Below are 12,028 nucleotides of genomic sequence, written 5' to 3'. Positions count from 1 at the left end.
TAGCACTCTTAATAAAAAGAGTGCTAATTTTTTTCAGGATCAATTTGACTAGCAGCCATAGACCCCATAATAGCTCCAAAGATAAAACCAGAAAAAATGAAGATACTTAAGAAGAGAGGATTGAACAAGATTTCAAAAGGATTTTCACCTTCTTGCCATTTGAAAAACATGTTAAAAACAAGCATAAAAATGGCAAAAACAACTCCATTAAGCCAGCCTTTTTTCTTAGCTTTTTGACGCTCTTTCTCAAGCTTATCTCTAGGGACTTCAAGAGGTCCCTGTAAGTCTCTATTGGTCAGCATTGTCATCATAACCATTGGCATGACAAAAATAATGACAAAAGCGTTGCAGTAGAGAAAAATTTCAGCAGATACTTTCCAGACAGTGCTCAAGAGAAAGGTAAGAGCTGTTGAAATAAATTCAAAAAGTAAGAGCAAGATAAATAATTTATTTCCAATACGGTTACTTCTTGTTCACGGTATTCGTTCAATGCTCCATTAATACCATAAAATCGTTTGATGAATCGTAGCCATAGCGGCCCTTTACTTTTTTTCATGACTAAATCTCCTAATTCCAAATTCCTTTTTAAAGATGGCGAGTCTCCCAAAATAGTGTATTTAGATCAGTTCCTAATGCCTCGGCTAACTTGATGCAAAGGTCAAGTGAAGGATTGTACTTGTTATTTTCAATTAAATTAACAGTTTGCCTTGCGATTCCTATTTGCTTAGCAAGGGTCAGCTGAGAGATACCTAAATTAGTTCGAAATTCTTTAACTCGGTTCATTATTCCATCCTAATCTTTCTTGTACCAAGTATAGTAGAATATATGTGACATGTCAATTATAAATGACATGTTTTTCTGAATTAAAATTTATTTTTATTCAAAATAGGCTTGACAAGGTGTATAATTATGCTAAAATTAGGTATATTATTCAAGAAGAAAAGGATGGGTTGGCCTATGGTTTTTAATAATTCGTTTTTGAAAGAGATTGATTTTACTAAGGAAGAGCTAACTAATCTCATTGATTTGGGATTGAAATTTAAAGAGTTGAAAAAGAAGAAAATTGCTCATAAATATTTAGAAGGCTTAAATATTACTCTTATTTTCGAGAAGACAAGTACCAGAACACGTTCTGCTTTTACAGTAGCTGGACAAGATTTAGGGATGAATGTGACTTATCTTGGAAGCAGTGAAATTCAACTTGGCAAAAAAGAATCCGTAATTGATACGGCAAAAGTTCTAGGTTCAATGTTTGACGGGATTGAATATCGTGGCTTCAAGCAATCTGATGTTGAAGCTTTAGCGGAATTCTCTGGTGTGCCTGTCTGGAATGGTTTGACAGATACTTGGCATCCAACGCAAATGATTGCTGATTTTATGACATTAAAAGAAGTTTTTGGAAAACTAGAAGGTTTGACAATCGCTTATGTTGGCGATGGACGCAACAATATGGCAAATTCTTTGTTAGTTACTTCAGCTATTCTTGGCGTGAATGTAAAAATCATTGCACCAGCTAGCTTACAGCCAGAAAAAGAAATCATCGAGATTGCACAAGCACACAATAACGGAGCTGAGTTAACTATTACTGATGAGCTTGATGCCGTTTGTGGCGTTGATATGCTTTACACAGACGTTTGGGTGTCAATGGGCGAAAAAGTTGATTTTAAAGAACGTATCGACCTTTTGTTGCCTTATCAAATTAATGCTGATTTGGTTGAAAAGACAGGAAATCCAGATGTGATTGTCATGCATTGCTTGCCTGCTTTCCATGATTTAAACACAGAAATTGGTCAAACTATCTATGATAAATATGGTTTAGCAGAACTTGAAATTACAGATGAAGTCTTCCAAAAATACAGCTCAGTCATTTTCCAAGAAGCTGAGAACCGCATGCATTCCATCAAAGCGATTATGTATAATTCCCTAAAAGAGATTTAAAACGTTCTTTTTTGACGAGAAATTGTGATAAATGTGAGAAAATGCACTCTCTTGTTGTTTGTTTAGGAGAAATTATGTTAAAATAGTATGGACAATAAACGAAGAGGAGAATAGTCATGGAATCACATTTGGTGAGAATTATCAATCGTCTTGAATTAATGACGACTGATGGTAGCAATCTTAAACGTAATTTTGAACGTGATGGTGTCATTGTGGCAGAAGTGTCTTTTAGCAATGACCCTGAAAATGGTCCAGTTTTCACTTTGCGTGATGTTGAAGCACGTGAGTCTTACTCATTTGACAGCATTGATTTGATCGCAATGGAAATTTACGATCTTCTTTACTAAGATAAAGAAAAAATTCAGACACAGTATAAGGGCAAAGGATTTTTAGTCCTTTCCATCCTATTTTTAAGTGTGGTTTCTGTACTTTCTTATATTGCTATTTTGAATTGATAAAAGTCTAGGAGTTTCTAGACTTTTTTGTTTTTTATAAATGCTTGATACTTAGGTAAAAATTCTTTTTAATCGTTTTGACTAGAAGTGTCTAAAATCCCTATATATCAAGCTTTTTAAGCCAAACCATCCTTTAGTGTTGATTGGTATTTTTATTCAATATATGTTATAATTAATTGATTATTGCTTATAGGAGACACAAATGGATTTTTCATTTTTACCAAAGTATTGGGCTTATTTTAACTACGGTGTCCTTGTAACCATCATGATTTCAGCTTGTGTTGTCTTTTTTGGGACAATCATTGGTATCTTGGTTGCTTTAGTTAAACGTACAAATATTAAAATTTTAAATTGGATTGCTAGTTTTTATGTTTGGGTCTTTCGTGGAACTCCGATGGTCGTGCAAATCATGATTGCCTTTGCTTGGATGCATTTTAGTAATGCACCTACCATAGGTTTTGGCGTTTTGGACCTTGACTTTTCACGTTTGCTTCCAGGTATTATTATTATTTCGCTAAATAGCGGAGCTTATATTTCTGAAATTGTTCGTGCTGGTATCGAAGCAGTGCCAAAAGGGCAACTTGAAGCGGCTTATTCATTAGGAATTCGCCCTGTGAATGCAATGCGTTATGTTATTTTGCCACAAGCCCTTAAAAATATTTTACCAGCTCTTGGTAATGAATTTATTACGATTATCAAAGATAGTTCACTTCTTCAAACAATCGGTGTTATGGAATTGTGGAACGGTGCACAATCAGTCGTAACAGCTACATATCTACCAATTACGCCATTGTTGTTTGCTGCATTCTATTACCTCATGGTGACTACAGTCTTGTCATTCTTACTTAAAAAACTTGAAAATCGTATGGAAAATGGAGGTAGCAACTAATGTCAGAGACTCTTATTTCAATTAAAGGCCTTCACAAATACTTCGGAAAAAATGAAGTGCTTAAAGGCATTGATCTTGATATTAAAGCAGGCGAAGTTGTTGTTATCATTGGCCCTTCAGGATCTGGGAAATCAACTTTCCTTCGTACAATGAACTTGCTTGAAACACCTACTAAGGGTGTGATTACCTTTGAAGGTGTCGATATTACTGATAAGAAAAATGACATTTTCAAAATGCGTGAAAAAATGGGAATGGTTTTCCAACAATTTAATCTCTTCCCAAATATGACAGTGCTTGATAATATCACTTTGTCACCAATTAAGACAAAAGGTGTTTCTAAAGAAGAAGCGCAAGCTAAAGCTTATGATTTGCTAGATAAAGTTGGGCTTCGTGATAAAGCTGATGCCTATCCAACAAGTCTATCAGGTGGTCAACAACAACGTATTGCTATTGCGCGTGGTCTTGCCATGGACCCAGATGTTCTTCTTTTTGATGAACCAACATCAGCGCTTGACCCAGAAATGGTTGGTGAAGTTCTTGGTGTTATGCAAGATTTGGCGAAATCTGGTATGACAATGGCAATTGTAACGCATGAAATGGGATTTGCGCGTGAAGTTGCTGACCGTGTCATTTTCATGGACGGTGGCGTGATTGTTGAACAAGGTTCACCAGAAGATGTTTTTGAAAATACTAAAGAAGCACGTACAAAAGATTTCTTGAGTAAAGTTTTGTAAGATAAAAAATAGCCCCAGTTGAGTTACAAACTCGGCTGAGGTTTTTTGTTATAAAAAAAGAAAGTTAAAGGTACTTAAAAATGAGCAAAACATTAACTGTAAATGAGTGATTTTTATGCATTAAGTACACTTAATTTTTATATTTTAGTTATTTTAAGAGTGCTTTAGTCTATGAAAGAGTCGTGAAAACAGCTATATTATAACGATTCTAAATAAAGGTTAGTTTTATTTGGAATTATTCTAATTAGTGCATAAATAAAGAAAAAATTAATTTTTATGGTTTTTTTCTTTCATCTTTATGATATAATGATTCGGACGGAAGGTTAAATATTTTATCAAAAAAATTTGGGGAGGTCAAGAAATTTGATTTTGCAGAATGCTAAAGTTGGTATTCCTTACACTATTGTCAGTATTAATTTACCTGATGAGAGTGTTAGACACTTGTCAGATTTAGGGCTAAAGGTTGGTGCCTCACTTAAAGTGATTTCTAAAACGCCAACTAGTGCGATTGTTATGCTTAAATCAAGCCGTTTGGCTTTTGATCAATCGATTTTAAGTCAAATTGATGTCACAGAAGAAGAAGGTGCTCTTTTATCTCTTCCTCTTTCAGAATTAAAAGTAGGTGAGTATGCTTACGTTGACGGTATTTATGCAATGAATGAAGCAAAACGTCGTCTTATGGATATGGGATTGACTCGCCACACAAAAGTTTACTTACGTAAAGTTGCTCCTTTAGGAGACCCTATTGAAATTAGTTTACGCGGTTACGAATTGACACTTCGTAAGTCTGAAGCACAAATGATTAGTGTCGTTAAAGTAGATAGCGAGGAGGAAAAATGACAGAGATAGCCTTAATCGGTAATCCGAATAGTGGTAAAACAAGTCTATTTAACTTATTGACAGGAACAAGTCAACGTGTTGGTAACTGGCCTGGTGTTACTGTTGAGCGTAAAAGCGGAACAGTCAAAAAACACGCTGACTGGAAAGTCCAAGATTTACCAGGGATTTATTCAATGTCACCTTACACGCCTGAAGAAAAAGTTGCGCGTGATTATTTATTGAGTAATGATGCTGACAGCATTCTTAACGTTGTTGATGCGACAAACTTGGAACGTAATCTTTACTTGACTACTCAATTGATTGAAACAGGAATTCCAGTAACTGTTGCTCTTAATATGAGTGATGCTTTGAAAGCTCAAGGAAAAACAATTAACATTGATAAACTTTCTTATCAATTGGGTGTGCCAGTTATTTCAACAAGTGCGATTAAAAATACTGGTGTTGATAAAGCTATCAAAAAAGCAGCTAATACGACAAAAGCTAGTACTGATCTTATTCAATACCCAACGTACAGCGATCAGTTTGAAGCTGCTATCAAACAAATTATTGATATTCTTGGAGATGTCGTTCCAGAACGCTCAGCACGTTTTTATGCCATTAAATTATTTGAACGTGACACTTTGGTACAAGAAGAAATTACTTTGTCTGATTTCCAAAAAGGTGAAATTAACCAAGTGATTAAGATTACAGAAGAAATCTTTACAGAGGATTCTGAATCAATCGTTATCAATGAACGTTACGAATTTATCGAACGTGTGGCTAAAATGGCTCAAAACCAAGATAGCAATTTCAAAATGACAGTCTCAGATAAAATTGACCGAATTGTTACCAATCGTATCTTGGCCTTACCAATTTTTGCTGTTGTAATGTTCTTGGTTTACTACCTATCAATTCAAACTGTTGGTACAATGGGAACTGACTGGGTTAACGACGCTCTCTTTGGAGAGTTAGTTCCTGGGTGGGTTCAATCTGGTCTTGATGCTCTTTATGTTTCAGGATGGCTTGAATCACTTATCATCGATGGTATTGTAGCTGGTGTCGGAACAGTTCTTGGTTTCTTGCCTCAAATCTTTGTTCTCTTTATCTGTCTAGGCATTTTGGAAGATATTGGATACATGAGTCGTATTGCATTTGTTATGGACCGTGTCATCAGACGTTTTGGTTTGTCAGGTAAATCATTTATTCCAATGTTGATTGCAACAGGTTGTGGTGTACCAGCTGTTATGGCAAGTCGTACCATTGAAAATGAACGTGACCGCCGCATCACTATTATGACAGCAACATTCATGCCATGTTCTGCTAAATTAGCGATTATCGCTTTGATTGCAGGTGCTTTCTTCCCTGATAATCCAATCGTTGCACCATCTGCTTACTTTATTGGTGTTATTACAATTATCCTTTCAGGGATTGCGCTTAAGAAAACGAAATTACTTGGTAGTTATGTGAGTCCATTTATCATGGAATTACCAGCTTATCACATGCCAAAAATGATGAGTGTTCTTCGTTATGCTTTTGGAAAAGCTCTCAGCTTTGTTAAACGCGCAGGTACAGTTATCTTTAGTTTGACAGTTATTATTTGGTTCATGTCTACATATAATTTCACTTTCCAAGCGGTTGATACTGATCATTCTATCTTGGCTTCACTTGGTAAATTGATTTCTTGGCTCTTTGAACCACTTGGATTTGGTAACTGGAAGGCTACAGTTGCTGCAGCAACAGGTCTTGCTGCTAAAGAAGCTGTTGTCGGTACTTTTGGTATTTTGTATAACGATAGTACAACTCATAGTTTGTACCATGCATTGCAATTGGATTACTCAGCTCTTGCAGCTTACTCGTTCTTGATTTTCAACCTTCTTTGTGCACCATGTTTTGCCGCAATGGGAGCTATCAAACGTGAAATGGGTGATGCTAAGTGGACACTTGGAGCTATTGGTTTCCAAACAGGTCTCGCTTACGTTGTTAGTCTGATTATTTATCAACTTGGACTTGTTGCTTTCTACGGTAAAGGTATTAACTTCTGGACAATTGTAGCTGTTGTTCTATTAATTGTGATTATCTACTTTATCGTGAGAAAACCAGCTCAAGAAAAAGAAGAAGTGATTACATTAGATAATCTAGAAAAAGTTGGAGAATAATGTTTATGGCGACTATTATTATTGCATTGCTAATTGCATTTGCTGTTTTTATGGGCTTACGAAGTTTCATCAAGGGTAAAGGCTCTTGTGGTGATTGCAATTGTTCGTGTCCCATAAAAGATAGCCAGCATAAAAATGTAAAAGTAAAATAAGAAAAGAGATACTTGCTCATTTGGGCAGGTATTTTTTTGTTGTATTTTTATAGAATATTCTGATAATTTATCAAAAAATATTTTATTATGAAGTCGCTTTCTGGTATAATAAAAGAAATATATTTTCAGGAGAATTTCATGGCGAAACTTATAGATGGTAAAGCTTTAGCTGCTAAAATGCAAAATGAATTAGTTGAGAAGGTTGAAAAATTAAAAGCTGAAGCTGGTATTGTACCTGGTTTGGTGGTGATTTTGGTTGGTGATGATCCCGCTAGTCAGGTTTATGTGCGTAATAAAGAACGCTCTGCTAAGAAAGCTGGATTCTTGAGTGAAACGGTTCGTTTATCAGAATCAACTAGTGAGGAAGAATTGATTCAAGTCATTGAGCAATATAATAACGATGATCGCTTCCACGGGATTTTGGTACAGTTACCACTTCCTGCCCACATTACCGACAAACGTGTGATTTTGGCAATTGATCCTAAAAAAGATGTAGATGGTTTTCACCCTATCAATACAGGACACCTTTGGAATGGACGTCCTGTCATGGTGCCATGTACGCCAGCTGGAATCATGGAATTATTGCGTGCTTACGAAGTTGATTTAGAAGGAAAAACGGCAGTTATTATCGGTCGTTCAAATATTGTCGGAAAACCAATGGCACAGCTCTTGCTTGATAAAAATGCAACAGTGACACTAGCGCACTCACGTACTCGTGACTTGGCGCGTGTAACAAAACAAGCTGATGTCTTGATTGTGGCAATCGGTCAAGGACATTTTGTGACTAAGGAATTCGTCAAAGAAGGCGCTGTAGTCATTGATGTTGGTATGAACCGTGATGAAAATGGCAAATTAATCGGGGATGTTAAGTTTGATGAAGTTGAACCAGTAGCTAGTCTCATCACACCAGTTCCTGGAGGCGTTGGTCCAATGACAATTACCATGCTGATGGAGCAAACTTATCAATCAGCTCTTAGAAGTGTGAAAGCATGATCATTGACGAACGCTTAGCACGCAAGGTTATTGTCAAACGTCAAGCGGATTCCCATAAAGGGACTTATGGGCGCGTACTCTTGATTGGTGGCTTTTATCCTTATGGCGGGGCTATTATCATGAGTGCTTTAGCTGCTGTTAAAAGCGGTGCTGGGCTAGTGACAGTAGCAACTGAACGTGAGAACATTGTAGCACTTCACACTCAGTTACCAGAAGCTATGGCTTTTGATTGTGAGGACGAAGAATTTTTAGCAGAAAATCTTACTAAGGCAGATGTGGTTTTGATTGGTCCTGGTTTAGGAGAAAATAGCAAAGCTAAACGTGTGTTTGAAGAAGTGCTTTCTAAAGTTTCTGAAAATCAGATTTTGCTTGTTGATGGCTCTGCTTTAAATCTTCTTGCCAAAGCCATGCCAGTTTTTTGTCAGGCAGGTCACATTATTTTAACACCGCACCAAAAAGAATGGGAACGTTTGTCTGGATTGGTGATTGCTGACCAAAGTCTTGAAATGACCCAAAAAGCTCTAGCTAATTTTCCAAAAGAGACGATTTTAGTGGCTAAAAGTCATCACACCAAAATCTTACAAGGTAGGCAAGTTGGAGAATTAACCGTTGGTGGTCCTTATCAGGCAACTGGTGGCATGGGTGATACCCTTTGTGGAATGATTGCTGGTTTTGTGGCTCAGTTTAAGGATAATCTCTTTGAGAGTGTTGCAGTAGCAACGTATTTGCACTCAGCAATCGCTGATCAACTTGGTCAGGAAGCTTATGTTGTTTTGCCAACGACAATCAGCGCAGCTCTTCCAAAAGCAATGAAAAAATTATCAGAATAAAATAGCAAAGTACATTTTTTATAATAAAAAGTGTACTTTTTTGCTCTCGAAAATACTTACAAAACAAAATATTTCAAAAATGTTACAAATATTACAACTTTGTATTGACTTATGTAAAAAACTACTCTATAATATTGGCAGAATTGGCCGATTCTAAGATGACAATAGTTATTAAAAAGGTTATTTATCACGCTGTATTAGCTTTTTTCTAAAATTATCCAAAAGATTTTTTTAGAAAAAACAGTGTAATCTTTTTGTAACAAAAAACTGGTTATAAGCAAGTTTTTGGGAAATGTTTATTTTATCAAAGGGGAAAGATATTATGAAAAAAGGTAACTTTAATCAAAGAGCATAACGCTTTTCAATTCGTAAATATAGCATTGGAGTTGCATCCGTTTTGATTGCAAGTGTGCTGTTTATGGGAGGAGAGGTTGTAGTAGCTGAGGATATGGTGTCAGCAGATGCCATGTTACAAGAACAAGTCACTCAATCAGGTGATAATCAGGTAGTAACTAACGGAAACACTAAGTAGGAAACAAGTGAGGGAGAACTTGTTTCTAAAATCAATCAGCCTAGTGAAGTGCCTGATATCGGTGACAAAGAAGAAAATGTGAATGCTGAACAAGACCTAGCTTTAAAGGATGATCAAGTATCTACAGAAGAAAATCAGCCAGAACAAGAGACAGTTGTTAGCGAAGAAATTAATCAGTCAGCGGACTTTCCTGAAACTGTCACTGTTGATGCGGCTGATTTAGTAGGTGAAGCAAAAGCCAATCAAGAGTCATTTGTTAGAGAATCAAAAGTGTCTGTTACTGCTCAAAGTAATTTGGCAAGCCAAGGTTATTACACTTATTCTCAAAAGACAGAAGTAAAAAATGAACCGAGTGCCTCAGCTCCAGTTGCTTTTTATGCTGACGCTGGTGACCGTGTCTTTTATGACCAAGTCTTAACACGAGACGGTTATCAATGGATTTCTTATAATTCTTATTTAGGTCAACGCCGTTATGCTGCTATTTCTAAATTAACAGCTGAAGTGGTTCAAAAATTATCTGGCTCACTTAATTTTCAAAATGTGACAAGCCAAGGCTTTGACGTCCTAGTAACAAATATCTCAGATCCTAAGGAGATTACAAGTGTTAAAGTTCCTGTTTGGACTGTTAAGGACGATCAAGATGATATTATTTGGTACGACGCCACTAGACAAGGTAATGGTGATTACAAAGTCCGTGTGAATATAGTGGATCATAAAGGTGAAACAGGAACCTACAATGTTCACTTGTATTATCAAGAAAGCGATGGACATCTTCAAGGGGTAGCGGCTAAGCAAGTAACTTTACCAGAAAAAACAGCTGGTGCCAAGACGATTCCAGCTCAAGGTTCTTACGTATTTCAAAATACAATAGAAGTAAAAAATGAAGCCCGTATGTTAGCACCGACAGAATTTACCTTTGAAAAGGGTTATAAATTAGATTATTACGACCAAGTTTTAGAGGCTGATAATCATCAATGGATTTCTTACGTCAGCTATGGTGGTGTTCGTCGCTATATTCCAATTGCAACTTTGACAAATCAAAAACCAACAGGAGATATTTCGGTTAATAATCATGCTAACGGTGATTTTGATGTGGTTATTTCGAATATTTCAGATGCCAACGATGTATCAGCCGTCAAGGTTCCTATCTGGGCCGTTAAGAATAACCAAGACGATATCATTTGGTACGATGGTGCCAAACAAAATGATGGGACTTATAAGGTAACTGTCAAACTTTCAGACCATCGTAATGAACGAGGAGCCTATAATATTCACCTTTATTATGTAGAATCAAATGGTCAGCTGCAAGGTATTGCGGGAACTCAAGTGACGATTCCTGAAGCAAGATTGTCGGACGATTTACACATTAGCAATCAGTCTGCAGCAGGTTTTGATATTTTGGTAACTAATGTGTCTCATCCTGGTTCACTGAAAGCAGTTAAGGTACCTGTCTGGTCAACGCAGGGAGGACAAGATGACATTATTTGGTACACTGCAACTAAACAAGCTGATGGTAGTTATAAGACAAGGGTTAATGTTAGTGACCATAAAAATAATTATGGTGAGTACAATATCCACCTTTATTATGAGCAAGCAGATGGTTCTCTGAAGGGGGTCGGTGGTGTTAAAACAACCCTTGAAGCACCTAAGACACCAGCAATGCCACAAAGTGGGACTTATACTTTTACAAGTTTAAAAGAGGTCAAGAGTCAACCGCGTTTATCAGCACCAACAGAATTCACGCTTGATGCAGGTTACCAAGTCCGCTATGACAAGGCTTTGTATGCGGATGGTCATCAATGGATTTCTTATCTTAGCTATGGTAGTTTAAGACGTTACGTTTTAATAGATTAAAAGGAGAAGGGGCTTCTACCAGTGCTTAAACTGGTAGAGGTAGAGTTTAGGAAAAGGGAAAATGGGAAAGAAGTTTTCAAAAAAGGTTCTTATCTTACTTTTGACTTTTACTAACCTAGTGGTTGGTTATGGTCTGTGTCGACAACTGATGGTTACTCATCAAGAATCTGAGGTTAAACTTGATGAGTATGCTTTTGAAAAAAGCATGAAGAAAACTCAGAAGAAAATTTATCCTGACTTGTCAAAGTATGATCATTTAAGTATTTTAGTGTCAATTTCACAGCAGAAAATGATTGTTTATTCTAAAAATGATGTCATTTTTAAAACCAAAGTATCGACTGGCGCTAAAGATACGCCAACACCAACGGGGAAATTTGCTATTGAGGCAGAACGTGGTGACTTTTCTTATGATGATAGTTTGAACCGAGGTGTTTGTTACTGGGTATCCTTTAAAGACCATGGAGCGTGTCAGTTTCAAAGTCTTCCGACTGATTGGAAAGGAAAGGTCTTGAAAGGAGAGACGAAAAAACTCGGAAAGGCATGTACTGATGGGAATGTAAGGTTATCAAAAGAAGATGCCAAGTGGCTTTTTGAGAATATGCCAGAAGGAGTTATCGTTAGTGTGCATTAGTTAGAGGTCCTAGAATTAGAAAAAATTTTCGATTTTCAATAGAGC

General features: G+C 36.6%; 13 protein-coding genes and 1 pseudogene. 12 read left to right on the top strand and 2 right to left on the bottom strand.

The genetic code is table 11. The features are described 5' to 3' along the window. Window positions 1-23 precede the first annotated feature (23 nt). Both STRINF_RS02980 and STRINF_RS02975 read right to left on the bottom strand, forming a co-directional pair. Window positions 24-437 (bottom strand): hypothetical protein, encoded by a 414-nt coding sequence (locus tag STRINF_RS02980; RefSeq protein WP_006531542.1) that lies wholly within the window; start codon window positions 435-437, stop codon window positions 24-26. Window positions 438-585: 148 nt separating this feature from the next. Beyond that, window positions 586-783: a helix-turn-helix transcriptional regulator gene (locus STRINF_RS02975; RefSeq protein WP_006531540.1), complete on the bottom strand. Its 198-nt coding sequence runs from the start codon at window positions 781-783 to the stop codon at window positions 586-588. 174 nt (window positions 784-957) lie between these two features. Between STRINF_RS02975 and argF the strand changes: the two genes are divergently transcribed. The 12 genes and pseudogenes from argF to STRINF_RS02920 all read left to right on the top strand — a co-directional run bounded on the left by argF (window position 958) and on the right by STRINF_RS02920 (window position 11,983). Then, window positions 958-1,938 carry an ornithine carbamoyltransferase gene (gene argF / locus STRINF_RS02970; RefSeq protein WP_043878310.1) on the top strand — a complete coding sequence of 327 codons (981 nt, stop codon included), beginning with the start codon at window positions 958-960 and terminating at the stop codon, window positions 1,936-1,938. A 116-nt stretch (window positions 1,939-2,054) separates the two neighbouring features. Next, window positions 2,055-2,285 (top strand): DUF1797 family protein, encoded by a 231-nt coding sequence (locus tag STRINF_RS02965; protein WP_006531538.1) that lies wholly within the window; start codon window positions 2,055-2,057, stop codon window positions 2,283-2,285. Between the two features lie 310 nt (window positions 2,286-2,595). Then, window positions 2,596-3,282, top strand: a complete 687-nt coding sequence (locus STRINF_RS02960; RefSeq protein WP_006531537.1) for an amino acid ABC transporter permease — start codon at window positions 2,596-2,598, stop codon at window positions 3,280-3,282. Continuing rightward, complete coding sequence (locus STRINF_RS02955; protein WP_006531536.1) at window positions 3,282-4,016, top strand: amino acid ABC transporter ATP-binding protein; 735 nt, start codon at window positions 3,282-3,284, stop codon at window positions 4,014-4,016. The genes STRINF_RS02960 and STRINF_RS02955 overlap by 1 nt, the downstream gene beginning before the upstream one ends. Before the next feature lie 363 nt (window positions 4,017-4,379). Further along, on the top strand, window positions 4,380-4,856 hold the full coding sequence (locus tag STRINF_RS02950) for a FeoA family protein (RefSeq protein ID WP_014334426.1): 477 nt from the start codon (window positions 4,380-4,382) through the stop codon (window positions 4,854-4,856). Continuing rightward, window positions 4,853-6,991 (top strand): ferrous iron transport protein B, encoded by a 2,139-nt coding sequence (gene feoB, locus STRINF_RS02945; protein WP_006531534.1) that lies wholly within the window; start codon window positions 4,853-4,855, stop codon window positions 6,989-6,991. The genes STRINF_RS02950 and feoB overlap by 4 nt, the downstream gene beginning before the upstream one ends. Window positions 6,992-6,996: 5 nt before the next feature. Next, on the top strand, window positions 6,997-7,143 hold the full coding sequence (locus STRINF_RS09810; RefSeq protein WP_043878309.1) for a FeoB-associated Cys-rich membrane protein: 147 nt from the start codon (window positions 6,997-6,999) through the stop codon (window positions 7,141-7,143). Between the two features lie 138 nt (window positions 7,144-7,281). Next, window positions 7,282-8,136 (top strand): bifunctional methylenetetrahydrofolate dehydrogenase/methenyltetrahydrofolate cyclohydrolase, encoded by an 855-nt coding sequence (locus tag STRINF_RS02935; protein WP_014334429.1) that lies wholly within the window; start codon window positions 7,282-7,284, stop codon window positions 8,134-8,136. Then, window positions 8,133-8,966, top strand: coding sequence for an NAD(P)H-hydrate dehydratase (locus STRINF_RS02930; RefSeq protein ID WP_006531531.1), 834 nt, complete (start codon window positions 8,133-8,135; stop codon window positions 8,964-8,966). Before STRINF_RS02935 ends, STRINF_RS02930 begins: the two co-directional genes overlap by 4 nt. A gap of 361 nt (window positions 8,967-9,327) precedes the next feature. Further along, window positions 9,328-9,498 (top strand): annotated as a pseudogene (locus tag STRINF_RS10445) (YSIRK-type signal peptide-containing protein); the annotation flags it as partial. Window positions 9,499-9,546: 48 nt separating this feature from the next. Beyond that, complete coding sequence (locus STRINF_RS02925) at window positions 9,547-11,352, top strand: GBS Bsp-like repeat-containing protein (RefSeq protein WP_006531530.1); 1,806 nt, start codon at window positions 9,547-9,549, stop codon at window positions 11,350-11,352. Window positions 11,353-11,413: 61 nt separating this feature from the next. Beyond that, the gene (locus tag STRINF_RS02920) at window positions 11,414-11,983 is read left to right on the top strand and encodes a L,D-transpeptidase (RefSeq protein ID WP_006531529.1); all 570 of its coding nucleotides are present in this window, start codon (window positions 11,414-11,416) and stop codon (window positions 11,981-11,983) included. Window positions 11,984-12,028: the final 45 nt, after the last annotated feature.

The organism is Streptococcus infantarius subsp. infantarius ATCC BAA-102 (genome assembly GCF_000154985.1).
GTDB classification, from domain to species: Bacteria; Bacillota; Bacilli; order Lactobacillales; family Streptococcaceae; genus Streptococcus; species Streptococcus infantarius.
Note: the sequence above shows the minus strand (reverse complement) of the source record. Positions and strands in the feature narration are given on the sequence as shown.

What these genes read in the sequence shown, in the direction of transcription:
- STRINF_RS02975 (WP_006531540.1), bottom strand. Translation starts at nt 783, where the DNA reads ATGAACCGAGTTAAAGAATTTCGAACTAATTTAGGTATCTCTCAGCTG.
- argF (WP_043878310.1), top strand. Translation starts at nt 958, where the DNA reads ATGGTTTTTAATAATTCGTTTTTGAAAGAGATTGATTTTACTAAGGAA.
- STRINF_RS02965 (WP_006531538.1), top strand. Translation starts at nt 2,055, where the DNA reads ATGGAATCACATTTGGTGAGAATTATCAATCGTCTTGAATTAATGACG.
- STRINF_RS02960 (WP_006531537.1), top strand. Translation starts at nt 2,596, where the DNA reads ATGGATTTTTCATTTTTACCAAAGTATTGGGCTTATTTTAACTACGGT.
- STRINF_RS02955 (WP_006531536.1), top strand. Translation starts at nt 3,282, where the DNA reads ATGTCAGAGACTCTTATTTCAATTAAAGGCCTTCACAAATACTTCGGA.
- feoB (WP_006531534.1), top strand. Translation starts at nt 4,853, where the DNA reads ATGACAGAGATAGCCTTAATCGGTAATCCGAATAGTGGTAAAACAAGT.
- STRINF_RS09810 (WP_043878309.1), top strand. Translation starts at nt 6,997, where the DNA reads ATGGCGACTATTATTATTGCATTGCTAATTGCATTTGCTGTTTTTATG.
- STRINF_RS02935 (WP_014334429.1), top strand. Translation starts at nt 7,282, where the DNA reads ATGGCGAAACTTATAGATGGTAAAGCTTTAGCTGCTAAAATGCAAAAT.
- STRINF_RS02930 (WP_006531531.1), top strand. Translation starts at nt 8,133, where the DNA reads ATGATCATTGACGAACGCTTAGCACGCAAGGTTATTGTCAAACGTCAA.
- STRINF_RS02920 (WP_006531529.1), top strand. Translation starts at nt 11,414, where the DNA reads ATGGGAAAGAAGTTTTCAAAAAAGGTTCTTATCTTACTTTTGACTTTT.